This is a genomic window from Halorientalis pallida, from assembly GCF_049605515.1.
GTDB lineage: Archaea > Halobacteriota > Halobacteria > Halobacteriales > Haloarculaceae > Halorientalis > Halorientalis pallida_A.
In genome coordinates, this window is record NZ_CP187156.1 from 154,044 (window position 1) to 170,006 (window position 15,963).

Here is a 15,963-nt window from a genome sequence, read left to right on the forward strand (position 1 = left end):
CTTCCGCGGGACCTTTTAGATCCGATGAACAGTTACTTTGATCCGCTAAATAAATTCAGCGCCCGCAAATTATATTTATTCAGATGCTGTAGACCCTGCTAATGACATCAGATGAACCTCCAGAAGACATCCCAAAGCTTTCCGAAGAGTGGCAATCTCAACGGGAAACAGAATCTACGCGAAGTCGAGTGTATTCGACTGCCCTGCAATTATACGAACCCACTCGTGTCAAAGACATCGCTGAGCAGGCAGATGTTTCGAAGGAAACTGCTCGGGACTATCTCAAGTGGTTCGTAGAGTTGGGGCTTTTGGAACAGACGGCGGAGTCGCCAGATATGTTCCAGCGAAACGAACAGTACTTCACTTGGCGACGGATCCAGCGGCTCCAATCACAGTCAGATGAAGAACTACTAGCCCATCTTGAACAGCTCACTCAGCAAGAGACTGAGTACAAGAAGTATTTCGACGCTGAAAGCCCAGCAGATGTCGATGCGCTCAATCATGCAGAGTATGACGATGTAGAGACGGTCTGGCGTGAACTCCAAGAATGGCGGACCGTTCGACGGCGCATCCGAGAACTAGAACAAGCTCGTCAACACCGTGACGAGGCCGATCAAGCGCCTGCGTGAGCAATGGTTGATGACGACCCCGCTGAGCATATTCTCGACGAAGCATTACTCCGGACGGTTGCGCGACGTCTTGGGGATCTCACACTCGTTGAGACCGTGTCGGTGTTTCCGGCCTCGTATCCGGAATCAGTGGTTGCCCTGTTTGACGATAGCTATTATCCGACCCGAATGGACCAAGTATCGCTAGAGCTGCGAGCCTACGTTGATGGTGCGTTCTACATTACCTATCGGGAGGAATGGAACGGTCAAGCACGGATGTGTCGGTGGGACCGGCACGAGAACCCACACAATACTCGTGACCACTTCCATCAACCTCCCAATGCAGAAACCAAGGATGCTGTTGACCGGGAGTATCCGAACGATTTTATGCGAATGCTTGAGCAGGTCTTGGAATATGTCGACGATCGCGTCGGGGCTGTTTGGGACCAAGATCTGTAAATCGTTATTAGGAAACATACAAGAGAACACGCACCAACGGAGCGCTGGCGCAACCCCTAGACTCCATTGACGGGTCAGAAGCGTTGCCGAACAAAAACATATAGTAAGTAGATATCATCTGCATGGGTATACAGAGGATCCCAGATCAAACACAGGTTCTGAGATGACCTTCTATTGGTATGTTTCTGAGCGAATTTGACCACTGTTCGGGTGAGGATTTTCGAGACGGACTCACTAGTCTCGAGAAGGACGGCAGTGTCATTCTCGTCGTGGGTGACGTCGCAGACAGCTCATATGCACATATGAGTTCGCAGCTCTTCGGCGATCCAGCCCTTGACCGGATTCCGTTTGTTGGGAGACCCGATTCCGAACCCGATTTTGAGGAGCGGCTTGCCGACGCTGGCTTCGATTTGGAGGGCGGTGGGGAATACTATCCACTCGGGTTGACCGATGCCGATTGTGAGACTGTCCGTACCCGACTGCATCAGCTGCTGTGGTTCCACGCTAACCCAGACGATGTGGAACCCGGCATGATCCGAGTCGGCCTCGAAATCACCGCTCTGGTCGACACAGCTGATCCCGACACACTGGTCGACACCATTGCTACGATCCGCGACCTCAGCAAGGAATTTCACGCAATGATCCATCTGATCTATCGCGATTCACTGGAAGGGCTTATCGGGAGACTTGATCAGGGTCAGCTGAACACAGCTCTCGATCTCATTGTTCGGCTTCGCGACGGTGCCACTGAGAACCCAGAGCAGCAATGGGTCCTGCTCGAACAGGGGTGTACCAGCGACTGGGTCGACCCCTCCTCGGTCCTGAACCGGTGAGAGAGTCGGATTTATGCAGTGTGCTGAGCAATAGAACTCTCAAGAGGCAATCTACTGATGCGACACCGATTCTGCTGCAAGACCGGCGAGATGATCTACAACTACGAGTTCGACAAGGAGGAGATGAACAACACGCTCGTTGCGAAATGGCGTGGCGAGGACGGCCACGACGAACTCAGCATCAACGAACTCGAAGATTGGTTCAACAAGCAACTACTCAAACTCGTCTACCAAGAGCACGGCCGCCCCGATCCCGAGTACAAGATCGACGCTGAGTACGAGGTGCTTGCTGACGACGAGATCCCCGAGCATAAGCGCGCAGAACTGGTGAGCGAGCTTGAAGCCGACGGGATTGATGTCGACGCGTTGACCGACGATTTCGTTTCCTACAGCACAATCTATCGCCACTTCAAGGAGTGCATCGACGCCGAGAAAGGCACCGATGAGGATAATACCAACACCGACTGGGAACGGGACGGGATTGACCTCGCGAGAGATAATTTCCGCGATCGAGTGACGAACTCACTTCGGGCGCTTAGTAAGAAGAATCGGCTGGCCGGCTATGATGACGCCGAACTGGAATTCTCAGCCTCCCTCCGCTGTGACTACTGTCCAACGCGTGTTTCTATCGAGACGGCGATCGAACAGGGATTTGTCTGTGCCACCCACAACGACCTGGAGGCTGCCCCCGATGTGAGCCCCACTGAGGTCATCTCCAGTTTCTTAGCCTGACCCACATGCTTCTTTCAGACCGTGGTGCTGTGCAATTGCAGTCCTACACAAGTTAAGAACCTACAGCCTGTTTTACCGTAGCAAATGACGTGGGACCTCGAAATATCGAATATCGCTGGGATTCGCGACGGGACCGCACGGATCCAACCTGGCCCGAACGCGGTGCAGGCCTCGAATTGGCAAGGGAAAACCTCCCTGGTGACGGCTATACGGACAGTTCTGGGCGGTGAAATCTCGACAGGGACACTCACTGACGGAGAATCTGAGGGTTCAGTGTCTCTCCAGACTCCCACTGACGAGTATGAAGTAACGCTGCAGCGGAATGCGGGGGCTGTTTCCCGGTCGGGCACGCCGTATCTCACCGATGAACAGGACCAGATCTGTGCCGAACTATTCGCGTTTCTCGACGAGGACAATGCGATCCGGACTGCCGTTCGCGACGGTGGGGACCTCACACCATACCTGATTCAGCCGCTTGAACAGGAGAATATCAGCGAGCAGATCCAGTCACTGCAGGAAGAACGGCGACGTGTCGAAGCAGACCTCAACGATGCTGAACGTGCGGCCGAGAAACTCACCTCGAAGACCGAGCAAATCAACGCTCTTGAATCCAAACTTGAGGAATTGCAGACCGAACTCGCCGAAATCGACGGCGATACAGCCGAATCCAGTGACCAAGAAGCGCTGCAAGACAAGCTCGCAGACGCCCGTCAGAAACGGGAGCGAGCCGAGCAGCGGGTGTCCCGACTGGAAGCGAAAATCGAGTCGCTCGAATCCCAGATTGAAGAGAACGAGGCGGCACTGGAAGCCATCGACATCCCGTCAGCCCCTGATCTGAAGGCCGAACTCGACGACAAGCAACAGCGTGTTCGCGAACTCTCGGAGGAAATCGAGACACTCGAAACGCTGTATAATACCAACGAGCGAGTGCTCGATGAGGGCCATCTCGACCTCGTGGCAGATGTCGACCGCCAGATCGACACCGACCAGCTCTCCTGCTGGGTCTGTGGCCACGAGACGACACGCGACGATATCCAGGCCCAGATCGACGCGCTGAGTGAGGCCATTGCTGAACGACGGGAGCAACGGTCGACGCTCAAAAGCGATGTGAGCGACCTCAAGGAGCGACAGAACGAGATCCAACAGCAGCGCCGCGAGAAGCAGGCGCTCGAAGATGACCTGTCCTCGCTTCGGTCGACGCTCAGCGAATCCCAAGCCGAACTGGAAGAGGCCCGCGCAGAGCTAGACCGGGTAACCGATCGGGTCGATGAACTGGAATCACAGGTCGAGGAAACGGACGACCGCCGCAGTACGCTGGAACAGGAGATCGCCCGGACGGAGGCGACACTCGAACAGCGTCGCAACGTGAAGTCGGAGCTTGAAGACGAGGCCGCAGAGCGAGAGGACCTGAAGGCCCAAATCGACGAGTTGAGTCAGGAGATCCAGTCGCTGCGTGCCCGTCGCGAGCATGTGATCGCGAACGCTCGCGAGGCCTTCGACGACGCGCTGGAAGACGTCGTCGAGAAATTCGACCCAAGCTTTGAGACCGCACGCCTCGAAAAGCACGTTGACCCCGACACCGGGGAAACAGCCGACCTCGAACTCATCATTGCTCGCGACGGCCGAGAGATCACTGTCGATGCCATGTCGGAAGGCGAGGTCGAACTCGTCGGCTTCATCGCTGCCCTCGCTGGCTACGAAGCCTTCAGCGTCGCCGACCGAGTGCCCTGTCTGTTGCTGGACGATGTGGGTGGGCTCGCCAGTGAACATCTTCAGACGCTCGTGGACTACCTCAGCGATCGGACCGAGTACGTCGTGACGACGGCGTATCCCGAGGCCGGTGACTTTGGGGGGACGGAGCTTTCGCCAGACGACTGGGACGTGGTCTCGGACCACACCGGCGCTGTTGCTTGATTCAGGGATTTTACACCGTAATGTTGACCTCTTCCTTCGCCTGAACGCGAGAGAGAAGTCCAATCCAAGCTGAGCGCCGGAGCTTCGGACCAACAACTCCCTCTCTCCGACGGAACTCCTTGCAATAACCCGAACTACCCTGCGCTAACTAACGCGCTGTCTTGCGTTTTCTGGATGTTCCAAAACCGTTTTGTTGGCAGAAAAGAAAGACTGCGCTGATGGCAACCAGCGACGACCATCTAATCCAGGAACCAAATGTAGACGTCACCCGTGACGGTGATCTCGTCTCTTTTGAGCTGCGGGGGACGAAATACGAGATGGGGTCCTCCGAAGACGAAAAGATCGGAACGAAGTTTCTGGCGATCGGACGCCAAGGTGAAGATCGCGAATCCCTACTTCAGTAATGATACGGCGGTTCCTCTCCGGCGTTCGGAGATCGACTGACTCGTTGAAAACCTTCGGTAGCGAGTTCGTCGACGCTCTCCCCGAGATGGCTGCAAACTTCGTCAGCTACTGGGAAAACCAGCGGTTTATCGCCTATTTCATCATTTATTCGTTTGCTGTCTCGATGCTCCTGGCTGGCCTCGGCGCCTTCTACAGCGACTACTGGCTCATGGTCGGGGTCATGGCCGTCTACGCGCTGACTGCCCTGCCCGTGTTCTATCGTGCTGGCCAGGAGTACCACGACAACGACCTCGATCCCGAGGATCTCGTCTAGCAGCGGTCTCTCCGCTTTCGTTCTCAGCCAGACGGCGTCGTTTGTCCCTCTCAGGAGGCTGAAGATCGACTCGAAAACCAACCAACCGCAGTGCAATTCCTCAAACCGATGTCGACAAAGAATTCTTCAACTGCTGGACCAGCACAATCGACGAATAGTACGCCCACGATCGAACCCTCGGTCGGCGAGTCGCTCTCTCACCGTGAGGCACTTCGAACGGCAGCCCAGTGCGCTTCTGATCCCACCGCCAGCGAACTGAACGATCTCGCTCGGGCGTTCGACGCCGCAGCATCCCTCGCCGAAATCGCCGACAGCGTCGATCCCGAAATCGAGCTTGCTGACCAAGAGCTCGTGCATTTGGCGTTCGCGCACACGGTGACTGCACACTCGCTCCGGCGTAACGGTCGTGACGATGTCGCCGACGAGTTCGCAGACCTGGCGACCAGGACCGTCAGCCTCGTCCTCGAGACTGACGAGTCCTGACCGTCTCGCGCCTTGTTTTTTGTCTCCCAGCGGGTTAGGAGAGCAGATCCTCCCGACACAACCAATGACCGACTCTCGTACGTCTCTGAGCGCGTTCGGAAGTACAGGAGAAGACCTCGATCCCGCCCCGACCAGCGTCGCCCGGTGTGCCCGCCTGACTGCGGCTCCCGATCGATCCGAGTTCCCGGAGTGGGAGTCACCCGACACCGAGTGGGGCCTCCAGACGCGACGACCAGCATCGTCGATCCAGACTAGTGCGGGCCACGTCCAACCCCAGCAAACCCGCTGGATCGTCGATGGCGATGTCGCCGAGTACGTCGAGGAATACGGCAGCGGCGAGATCTGGGGGATCCCAGACACCTACGGTGGCTTCGACGGGATCGACCCGTTCGTGACCCACGTCGATGGGTGCTGCGAGGGATACGGCTATGGCATCGACGGGGCCGCCCTGGAGAAAGCCCTGCGGGTGCTCACTGGCGGCGGCAGGTACTCAGCGACGGAGTACACCGTCATCCTGTGTGGTCCTTACCCGTGGATCCTTACCGGTCCAGAAGGCACGCTGTTATGCAGCTGTATGCCCGTGGATCGTCCAGATCCAGGTGAGGGCCGTCGGAGTAGCAATATCCAGGCCGGCGACACACGGCTCGCTGTCGAAGAGGAAAACGACCAGATCCTCCACGGCCTCGCCCACTTCGTTCGTCTGCTCGAAGAAGCGAAGGATATCGAGATCGAACGAGTCGAGTACGACACTGTCCGCGGCGACGTGAAACACAGTGTCCACTCAGCGGACGGCGATTCTTTCAGCATGGAGGCGGCGGACCTCGCGACGCTGGGCACGCTGGCAAAGACGGTCTCCAAGGTCGAAGTCGCGGATCGAGGTCGGATCAAGCCGCCCAACGGCGACCACACGGTCGCGATCAATTGGGACGGGCCCGAACACGAGGTGGGCGACGTCATCGACGAGCGAATTATCGCTGGCTACGAGTTTGCTTGGGAGAACCCGGACGATTCGCTATAGCGTATTGCGACTGTCAAGACCTACTGGCTCTCCGAAGGCTACAGCAGTTTCCGACTCAACTACTGGTCCGACCGGCTCGTGACCGTTCTCCCCTGAGCGGGGATACAGGGGAAGTTTGTTCGCCCCAGTCGGATGGAGGCCATCGATGTTGACAGATGCAGAATCGACGGACAGAGCCGAACCGACACCAGAACAGGAACCACAGCACGGCCCGCCGAGGAGCCCGAGCAAGACGACGATACTCCTGCCCGCGACTCCCCTCCCGCCGTGTTCAAGCTCACGTCGAAGCTCAGCACACTCCAAAACGGTTGTAAACGCTGTCGATCCAATCGTCGACGAATGTCGAATCGCCGTCAACGATAGCGTCATCAGGATCCGTACGTCGACCCATCACAAGTCGACATGCAGGCCGATGCCCAGTCGTTCAAGCAATTTGAGAGCGCAAGTGGCGCTCTTCGGGTCAATGTTAGTAGCCAGCTGTCCCCGGAGATATGCGTGAGTCGAGAAACAGGGCAGGTATGGGTCTAGATTAGACTTGGGAAACCCTAACAGGTGAATTGATACCCAGAATTGGAGCCTTTTGAGCAGGCTTCTGATAACCAATCTGGTTCCTTCACCGTGACATCCCCTACAGAGTTAACAACATATGCATAAGTAGACTGTTGATCTACTCCTTGTCGACTGAGTGCCACAGTCATATTCCGAATGATTCCTTGCCCGTCAACTACCACTTTACCATCGACTGTAATGTTTCTATCTTGGAACCTATTCTGAATAACCTCACGTGCATTTTCCGAAATCCCGGTTACGTCATAAACTGACATACTTTCACCGTTTATAGTTTGAGTACCTGTTGGCTCAAACGCATAACGGATGAGTGATGTTTTGAGGAATCCTGGCTCCGGGCTAGAGAAGTTCTGGGCAGAACCCTTTCCAGGAGCTAAGAAGGCTTCGTAATATGCCGAGTCACGATACTCTCCCGGAGGAGAATATTTAAATACGACAGTTTCATTCTCTCCCGGTTTTTCAACATATTTGTCAGGTTCCGTGGAGGTAAATGTCACGTCACCAGTTCGGTGAATAACGAATTTGGAAAGGTCCGAATTGATCATAAGCGTCCCATTTTGTTTTATGGTCCCTGGCCCAGAACGCCAAATCTCTGCTTCGAAACCGACAGACTTGCCAGCATTCCTATGGGTGACGAACAGTTCTCTTCCATTAACCGATGAGGTTGCTGAATTCGACGAATCAGCCGAATTATTTAGTTCAGAATCTTCTGCTTCGGTAGTGTTTACTGATGAATTAGTATCTGTTGTTGGGTTATTTTGCGGTCCCCCACTGCAACCCGCTATCGCTATCAGTGCGACAACGATCAAAGTAATTACTGTTGTTCTCATCGAATAGAGATCTAATGGAAGTAAAATAAGTATTGTGGTCTGTCATGAGTTTCAGATCAGCTATTTAACGATGCAAAAAGCCATTACTGCATTAATCGCCTTTCAGCTCAGAACCAGGCATGATTTCTAACTTCTCAGTGTGCGTTTGAACGGAGCGCTGATAGTTATCTCCATCAATAGAGTCGAATGTATTCTCCGACAAATGGAACCTCCGTCTGAACGTTGTCCACATAACATTCGACCGCATCTTGTGCAATAATATTGCGGTCAGCATCTAGTTTCGAGAGTTTATAAGATCCCCACGCAACCTGCGAATCCTCCTCTTGGAGGTGGTTTGTGCCCCCCCTGGCGGGTGGGGGGAGTCCTCCCCCAAGAGAGCATATGTCGAACGAAAATTCCGTCACTGACACCGACCGCGCAGTCGCACAACCAACCCCTGATACAGTGGACTGGGAATCTCAGATCGGCCAGGCGATCCGTGACACTGCCGAGCAGGACAGCCACGTCGAACGGGACGCCGTCACGTTCCATCCCTCGCAGTTGGCCAAGTGCAGGCGGCAGGCAACACTCGCCAAACTCGGCCTCAAAGACTTCGACACCGATACCCTTGGGACCTTCCGGGCGGGAACACTCGTCCACGAGTGGATTCAGTCGGAGCTGGCCGACCAGTTCCCCAGCTGTGAGTTCGAACGCGTGATCGAGAAGATCTACACCAACCCCGTCAGCGGCGAGGAGATCCGCGTGACCGGCCACACCGACTTGTGGGACCCCGAGCAGGGGATCGTGTACGACTTCAAAACCCGGGGTGGGTGGTACAATTTCAACCCGCCGACCGAACGGCATCTGGATCAGCTAACGCTATACATGGACGCGCTGGACGCTGAGGCGGGCCAGATCATCTACGTCAATCGCAAGAACCTCGAAATCCGGCCGTGGCCTGCAGATACGACGTATCCCTTCGATGCCGACCGGCGGGCGAAACTCCTGCAGAAAGCCCGCGAGATCCGCGATGGGATCCGCGAAGCGGGCGAGATCACCAGCAAGGCTGACGTTCCCTTCGAGGATTGTGGCTGCTGGCTCTGTGGACAAGAGTAGTCCAAATCCACCTCACAGCCTCTCCTCGGCGTGTTTGTTTTCCCCGGAGTGTGGTGAGGGAGCGTTCCATCGTGAGCGCTTCCGAACCAGACCAATGTCGACAACACACTCCGAGCAGACCGACGATACGACTGAGCAGAAACCGGCCGTCGCGTTCGACGAGTCCGACTCGCGAGCCGATGATATGCGCGAGCGCCTGGATAGCTGGGTCGAGGACCTTGCCGACCTGACCGACGAAGCCCTCGCCAGCGAGCAGTTCCAGGAGTGGCTGGACGTCCAGAGCAAGTTCCACGACTACTCCCATCGGAACACGCTCCTGATCAAATTGCAGTGCCCCGAAGCGACGAAGGTCGCCGGCTACTGGACGTGGCAAAACGAGTTCGACCGCCACGTCACGGAAGGCGAGAGCGCGATCTGGATCTGGGCACCGATTATCACCAATCGCTGTCCCAAGTGCGAGAACGCGCCGTCGTACCACGACAACATCGACTGCAACTACGACGAGACGGAGCCGGACAACTGGCCAGAGGGACTGGTCGGATTCAAGCCGACCTCCGTCTTCGACGTGAGCCAGACCGAGGGCGAACCACTCCCCGAACTCGATGCTGAGGCTCACGGTGACCCCGACGGCCTCGTCGAGGCGCTGATCGACGCCGGCGAGGAGCTTGGTTTCGAGGTCGATATCGTTGCCCCCGACCAGTGGGAGCACGGGTCGGCAAACGGGATCTGCAAGCGCCGCAGTCCCGTGACGATGCACCCGGTCATCGAAATTCAGGACCGGGACAACAACGCCGACCTTGCGCGAACGCTGATCCACGAGATCGCCCACGCGATTCTCCACTTCGAGCCCGACGAGGACGAGGAAGAAGCCAAGATCGAAGTCGAAGCCGAAGCCGTCGCCTACGTCGTCTGTCGGCACTTCGGTCTCGATGCAGCAAACTCCCGGTTCTACCTCGCCGCCTGGGATGGGGACGCACCAGAAACTGTCCACGACCGATTGAGCCGGATCTCCAACACCGCACAGGAAGTCATCGAGACGGTCGAACCAGCCGACTAGCGTCCGTCGACTAGTTCCGAAACACGCTCCCAGAGATCCGGGTTTGTTTCTATTTCGCCGGGCGGCCGTTCTTGAACGACCCAGATGTGCCCACCAGGGCATCGGTACACATCGCCGTTCATCGCGACTTCGCGATCGTCGTGTGAGTGGTCACAGACCGGGCACACCGCCATACCGAAAAGACGCCTCTTGCCCCTCTTCGAGTTTGTGTTCTCCCGGCTCGGTGAGGAAATGCTGTCGTCAGCAGCTTCCACAGCGGCAGACCCGCTTGAACAGCTGTACCAGACACTCGCCGACCTTCGCGAGCAGACCCACGGCCCCTATTATCTCGACGACGTCGACGGAACGTTGGACTGGCCCGACCGCGGTGTGTATTTCTTTTTTTCGCCCAACAGCGAGCTCAGAACGATGTCGCCCGCAGACTGGCGACTCTCCCGGATCGGCACTGTCGGCGTGAGTGAGGGCTCCAGCAACACGCTCTGGAACCGCCTACGCCAGCATCGGGGCAACGTCCGAGGCAAGTACGCCGATGGCGGCAACCACCGTGGCTCGATCTTCCGACTCCACGTCGGTCGGGCGCTAATCGAGAAGCACGGCTGGCACGATCAGTATCCCCATTGGGGAGAACAGAATCCTGACGCCGAGACGACCGCCGTTCGCGAGCAGGAACACGACCTCGAGCAGCAGGTGTCGACGTATATCCGCGACCTTCCCTTTCTGTGGGTTGACGTCCCCGGCGAACCGGGTCCCGATGTAGATCGAGTGGTAATCGAGCAGAACCTGATCGCGCTCGTCAGCCACTACCGTCGGACTGCCGGCCCCTCCGACCTCGATTGGCTCGGATACCACTCTGAGAAATCGGAGGTGTACCAGTCCGGCCTTTGGAACGTCCGGCACGTCTCGGACCTCTTCGATCCGACGGCGATCGACCTGCTCGACGACCACGTCTCGTCGACGGCGCCGCTGGACCACCAGACTGATTTGCGTTAACCAACACTCAGAGGGAGAGTGGCGCTTTTTCCGCGTATTCTCCCGGCCTGTTGGTTAACCACCTGCACGACGGTCCCGCCGCCACCAAGGTTTGTGCTGCCCCCGCCCAGCTGGGCGCACACTTCCGTGCGGCCGTGGTCCAGATGTCTTCCGAAGCCAGAGCTTCCTGGTCAGCAACGACCATCGACGATGCACAGCGCGCCGACCGGATTGGATTCCTCCACCGGAGCCCCTTCGTTATCGATGCTTTCGCCCTCGGTTTCTCAGTCGGAATCCGCGAGGACTACACGTATCAACAGACGCCCCGGAACGTCGACGTTCCAGTTCAGATCCTCGACAACGACTTCCGGAACCCCGATATCGACCGGTACCTGCGGCGGTTCCAGCAGCTAGAGCCTAACGTTGCGATGCTCGGCGATGCATACACTCGGGACGAGGGGCGCGAATACAGCCGGACGGCCCGAGAGCTGAAAGCCTCGTTTCCCGACGTCGAGATCATTATCGTTCCGAAGTGCCGCGAGGCGATTCCCGCTATCGACGAGGACCTGGTTCTCGGCTATCCGATGGGGTACTCTGACAAGACCGCAGACGAGTACACGAACATCGTCGACTGGCGGGGCCGACGCGTCCACCTGCTCGGTGCGAGTCCGCCGAAACAGTACCAGACGATTCAGGAACTTACGCAACCGCGTGTGACCGGCGAGGAACCGGCGGATATCGTCGGTGTGGACTGGAACGGGATCCACCTCGCCGCACTAAAGGGTGAGTTCTTCCACCCGAACGGCTACCGGTCAGCAGACCACCTCTCGATCCGGGAGACAGTCAAGCGGAGTCTCGAACAGATCCGTCGCTACTGGCGCTCGGTCGGCGTCTGGCCAGACCAGACTACCGGCTCCAGCCCGCTGGCAACTGAGCCGCTAGATCCCGTCTGGGCCGTCGACGGCTCGCACGCTGACGGACGTGCTCTCGAGGACGCCATCGTCGTCGAGTACGAGGATGGCCCGGCGCTGGCCTATCGCGACGAACACGAGCGGGCCCGAATCGAGTACCGAGAGGGCCTGACGCCGGCACCGTAATCCCGTTCAGCACTCTTGCTGAATATAGAGCATGTATCCAGCAGATGGTGCATCACCCATCGGCGTTTTTACGAGGTCGAATTTGAATCCCTCCGCATCTACAGATGACAGCCACTCATAGAGCGTCAGACAGCGAATGGGCCGACCGACACCGACAAGCACTGACCATCCGTCACTCCCACGAGGATGTCCTGGACGACCGTGAGTTCGAACAATTCCGACAGAGTGTCGGTGGTTATCGGTTTATTCGGTCGAATAGCCGTTCAAAAAGCGTCTGCTGCGCATTTCGCAGATGATAGGAGAACGTCGACTGGGTCAGTGAGAGCGCGTCGGCGATCTCGGTTGCCGTACTTCGTCGCGGTGACTGGAAGTACCCCCCGTACATCGCAGCTCGCAGGACCTGTTGTTGACGGTCCGTGAGTTCGGTTTCGAAGATATCACACAGCACCCGCCCGACTGCGTGTGCATCAGTCTTCGCGGCCGGAGTGTATTCACGCTTTGAGACCAACGTCGTTTCCGGGAACGACTCCTGCACACGTGCCACAAGCGACCCGATATCGGTTCCGAGCGGTACTTCGCAAACGACTTCGGCCCGGCCGTCAGTTACTGTGTCCGTCGTGACGACTGCACCCTCTGTGACCAGTGTCTGTGCTAGGGACCGCCGGCGCAGCCCGATTTCGAGTTCTCCGCCAGGCGAATCCTCCGTCTGCCGGATCTGTCGCAACTGGGCGGCCCGGTCCGTGTCCTCCGCGAGATCACTGAGGGCATCCACCGACGCACCCTGAACGGACGCATAGTGGACGAGCATCTCGTCCGAGGCCGGAATCGTGTCCCTGATCTCGATCGTACAGTCTAGTTGTTCAGAAGTGGAGACAAAAAACGACGCCGAGTCAGTACTCTCGAAGGTGAGCTCGGCCATTTTGTCGGCGTGGAGAATGCGCTCTGTCTCGAGTGAGTGAAGGACCTGCCCAACCCGCTCACCGAACGTCGTCAGGAGTGTCTGCTCGCGGCCCCCGAACGCCTCTCCACGGTGTGTGTACAGGACGAGTAGACCGTAGACACGACCTCTGTGCTGAAGCGGAACGATAGCGCCACCCTGGAACCCGTGGTCCAGTGTGTCCGCTCGCCACCGCGCAAACCGTGAGTCGGATTGGGTCCTCGTAACCACCTGTATCTCGCCTGTTTCGACAGCGACCGCTGCCGGAGCGACCTCCGTCTGCGATTGTATCGGGAGCGTTACTGACTCCTTGACAGCGACAGACCCCGACCCTTCCTGGAGATCCGACTCGATCAGTTCTGTGTCCGGGGTGTGCTCACTGATCCGTGCGTACTGGTATTCCCGTGTGTCCGTCAGCAACTCACAGATTGCCTGTCTGGTCTCCTCGCCCGCGGTTGCGTTGTTGAGAATCTCGTCGGCCGGCTGGAACGTCTTGATGAGCTGTTCGAGACGTTTGGGGGCGGTGACGTCTTCCAGCGCGACGATGATCTGCTCGATAGACCCGTCCTCGCGCTTGACGGGAGCGACGTTGCTCGACAGCCACCGTTCGGAGCCGTCCGGGAGTGTGATTCCGTGAGTGAACCCCTGGATGGTCTCACCGGTTTCAAAGACACGCGTGATCGGATGGTCCTCACGCGTGATCGGGTTGCCCGCCTCGTCCCAGATGTCCCAGTCGGGGTGGGTGTACCCCTTTTCATCCATCTTGTGTCTGGACAGGCCAAGTAACTCTTCGGCACGGGAGTTTGTGCGAGTGATATCCCCCTCGGCGTTCAGGAGGATGATTCCAACGGGAATCGTTTCCAGAACGTGATCCAGTTCCCGTTCGGCTACTTTCGAGTCGGTGATGGGGGAGAAGACGATGACGACGCCGTCGTCGCTCGGGTGGACTCTGGCTTCGACCCACTGCTCTTTTTCGGCATTATATCGCTCGAAGGATGTCAATGACTGCGTATCGAGAGCCGTCTGGATTTTCTCTTCGGCGATGGTGTCAACCGCTTCGGGGAAAACGTCCCAGACGTATTCACCGCGTAGTTCCTCGCTGTCTTGACCGAGAAACTGTTCAGCCTGCTGGTTCACGTAAGCGTAGGAGAGGTCGCTGTCGAGTACGGCAACGCCATCGGACACGCGCTTCAGACTGTCTATCTCCCATCGGTTGATGGCTGATTTGATGAGTGCGACGACCGCCTCGACCAGTTCCCGCTCGGGTTCGGTCCACGCCCGCTGGCCCGTGCTGGGTTGCTGGTCCGTGCAGACGGCTGTTATCGAGACAGATGTTCCGATGCGTGTGCAGGCCTTCGCTGTCAGGGTGTCTGTAGTCTGATGGAATCCATCAGTTTCGAACACATCGTCTCCCACCCGGATCCTGGCCTCAATCGTTGGCGAACGCCGGAACCACTGTGGGAGTTCAGCGACGTACGTCCGAATACGGTCGTCAATATCGACAGGCAGGCCAGTAAAGAGTTCACTCGCCCGTTTGAGCGCGTCGAGTGCGTTCGTTCGTTCCTGAAGTTGTCTCTCGGCATTCTCTCCGAACTCGGTGTTTTCGTCTACTACTTCGGCCCGTTCTGACGTGCGCTCTTCAGTCTCGAAAATGTCATGCCACGTGATAGAATCGGCTTCGACAGCGTCGGCGCGATTCGACTGCGTTTCCTCGCCATCTCTATCCTGCCGATTCCGTTCGCCCATTTCACATCACGGTCTTTTACCCAGATATAAATAACATATTACTGATTTCATATTTTTAGAATGGTGGTGATATTTCTTCCAACCAGATATTCATTAGTTTTTTGTATAGAGGTTGGCATTCGGTATGCACTCTCGCATGTGAACTTTAGACGGGAGATGTCAGGTCGTCGGTTCAGGAGTCGTAGGTCTGATTCAGGTGAGCGAGCAGGTGATCAACGAATCCCGGATCGTACGTCAAGATTCCGTAAAATCCGATGTCGTCGCTTTCGCGGGCAACTAAAGCAGTCTTCTGCGTATCGTCGCCACCGCCGTTAAAAACGACAAACCACGTTTCGGCAATCTCGGCCGTCGAAACTGCATGAACGTGCCCGGAACCGAAATCCGGTGGCGTAGCGTCGGGGGCGCTGTAGGCGTGCACGGAGACACCTCGACGAGCGAGATCGGTGTAAACTGATCGTTGTTCTGCCATGACCGAGCACTGCTGAAACCCCGCGTGAATCGTACCTTGGCCGACCCGACGGGCACGGTCCTCGATTTCTCGGGACGCGTATAGCAACTGTTCCGTATCGTACGACGTGAAGGAAGTCTCCTTGAGATGACGGAGGATTTCCTCGTATTTCCCGTCGGCAATACCGAACTGGCTGGCTCCTGTCGGCGCGTCTTCGAGTAACTCCTGGAGGCTCGCGACGTCAACGAGGGCGAGCACTTCGGTCGCGTTGCTGAGGACTGCGACGCCTTCCGGTTTCCCGGATTCGTTCGACCGACAGTAATTCGCACGTTCAATGTCTCGAAATACGCCCTGAGTTCCTCGTCTATCCGCTCTGTCGAGCCAACGTTGAACAGACGGAGTTCCTTCTCGCGGTGTCTGATGTACTCGATACTATCACGGAGACCCATCGA

General features: G+C 57.2%; 16 protein-coding genes. 13 read left to right on the plus strand and 3 right to left on the minus strand.

What is annotated here, in order from left to right:
* Window positions 1-101 precede the first annotated feature (101 nt).
* From ACOZ4N_RS00605 to ACOZ4N_RS00645, 9 genes are all read left to right on the plus strand, one after another.
* Window positions 102-629 (plus strand): DUF7342 family protein, encoded by a 528-nt coding sequence (locus ACOZ4N_RS00605; RefSeq protein ID WP_424016134.1) that lies wholly within the window; start codon window positions 102-104, stop codon window positions 627-629.
* Window positions 630-632: 3 nt separating this feature from the next.
* Entirely contained in the window at window positions 633-1,067 is a 435-nt protein-coding gene (locus ACOZ4N_RS00610; protein WP_424016135.1) for a hypothetical protein, read from the plus strand.
* A gap of 179 nt (window positions 1,068-1,246) precedes the next feature.
* A complete protein-coding gene (locus ACOZ4N_RS00615; protein ID WP_424016136.1) occupies window positions 1,247-1,900 on the plus strand; it encodes a hypothetical protein in 654 nt (217 codons plus the stop codon).
* Between the two features lie 57 nt (window positions 1,901-1,957).
* Window positions 1,958-2,632: a rod-determining factor RdfA gene (rdfA, locus tag ACOZ4N_RS00620; RefSeq protein ID WP_424016137.1), complete on the plus strand. Its 675-nt coding sequence runs from the start codon at window positions 1,958-1,960 to the stop codon at window positions 2,630-2,632.
* Window positions 2,633-2,716: 84 nt separating this feature from the next.
* Window positions 2,717-4,546 (plus strand): archaea-specific SMC-related protein, encoded by a 1,830-nt coding sequence (locus tag ACOZ4N_RS00625; RefSeq protein WP_424016138.1) that lies wholly within the window; start codon window positions 2,717-2,719, stop codon window positions 4,544-4,546.
* A gap of 218 nt (window positions 4,547-4,764) precedes the next feature.
* The gene (locus tag ACOZ4N_RS00630) at window positions 4,765-4,950 is read left to right on the plus strand and encodes a hypothetical protein (RefSeq protein WP_424016139.1); all 186 of its coding nucleotides are present in this window, start codon (window positions 4,765-4,767) and stop codon (window positions 4,948-4,950) included.
* Between the two features lie 164 nt (window positions 4,951-5,114).
* On the plus strand, window positions 5,115-5,264 hold the full coding sequence (locus ACOZ4N_RS00635) for a hypothetical protein (protein ID WP_424016140.1): 150 nt from the start codon (window positions 5,115-5,117) through the stop codon (window positions 5,262-5,264).
* Window positions 5,265-5,354: 90 nt separating this feature from the next.
* Window positions 5,355-5,747, plus strand: coding sequence for a hypothetical protein (locus tag ACOZ4N_RS00640; protein ID WP_424016141.1), 393 nt, complete (start codon window positions 5,355-5,357; stop codon window positions 5,745-5,747).
* 64 nt (window positions 5,748-5,811) lie between these two features.
* A complete protein-coding gene (locus ACOZ4N_RS00645; RefSeq protein WP_424016142.1) occupies window positions 5,812-6,765 on the plus strand; it encodes a hypothetical protein in 954 nt (317 codons plus the stop codon).
* A gap of 545 nt (window positions 6,766-7,310) precedes the next feature.
* Here ACOZ4N_RS00645 and ACOZ4N_RS00650 read toward each other — a convergent pair.
* Entirely contained in the window at window positions 7,311-8,162 is an 852-nt protein-coding gene (locus ACOZ4N_RS00650) for a DUF7537 family lipoprotein (RefSeq protein WP_424016143.1), read from the minus strand.
* Between the two features lie 444 nt (window positions 8,163-8,606).
* On the opposite strand from ACOZ4N_RS00650, the gene ACOZ4N_RS00655 reads away from it, so the two are divergent.
* From ACOZ4N_RS00655 to ACOZ4N_RS00670, 4 genes are all read left to right on the plus strand, one after another.
* Entirely contained in the window at window positions 8,607-9,257 is a 651-nt protein-coding gene (locus ACOZ4N_RS00655; protein ID WP_424016144.1) for a PD-(D/E)XK nuclease family protein, read from the plus strand.
* 94 nt (window positions 9,258-9,351) lie between these two features.
* Window positions 9,352-10,314, plus strand: coding sequence for an ImmA/IrrE family metallo-endopeptidase (locus ACOZ4N_RS00660; protein WP_424016145.1), 963 nt, complete (start codon window positions 9,352-9,354; stop codon window positions 10,312-10,314).
* Between the two features lie 207 nt (window positions 10,315-10,521).
* Window positions 10,522-11,304 (plus strand): hypothetical protein, encoded by a 783-nt coding sequence (locus ACOZ4N_RS00665; protein WP_424016146.1) that lies wholly within the window; start codon window positions 10,522-10,524, stop codon window positions 11,302-11,304.
* Between the two features lie 143 nt (window positions 11,305-11,447).
* Window positions 11,448-12,380: a DUF6610 family protein gene (locus ACOZ4N_RS00670; RefSeq protein ID WP_424016147.1), complete on the plus strand. Its 933-nt coding sequence runs from the start codon at window positions 11,448-11,450 to the stop codon at window positions 12,378-12,380.
* Between the two features lie 235 nt (window positions 12,381-12,615).
* On the opposite strand, the gene ACOZ4N_RS00675 is transcribed toward ACOZ4N_RS00670, so the two are convergent.
* Window positions 12,616-15,063: a bacterio-opsin activator domain-containing protein gene (locus tag ACOZ4N_RS00675; protein ID WP_424016148.1), complete on the minus strand. Its 2,448-nt coding sequence runs from the start codon at window positions 15,061-15,063 to the stop codon at window positions 12,616-12,618.
* Between the two features lie 172 nt (window positions 15,064-15,235).
* Window positions 15,236-15,769 carry a DICT sensory domain-containing protein gene (locus tag ACOZ4N_RS00680; protein WP_424016149.1) on the minus strand — a complete coding sequence of 178 codons (534 nt, stop codon included), beginning with the start codon at window positions 15,767-15,769 and terminating at the stop codon, window positions 15,236-15,238.
* Between the last annotated feature and the right edge of the window lie 194 nt (window positions 15,770-15,963).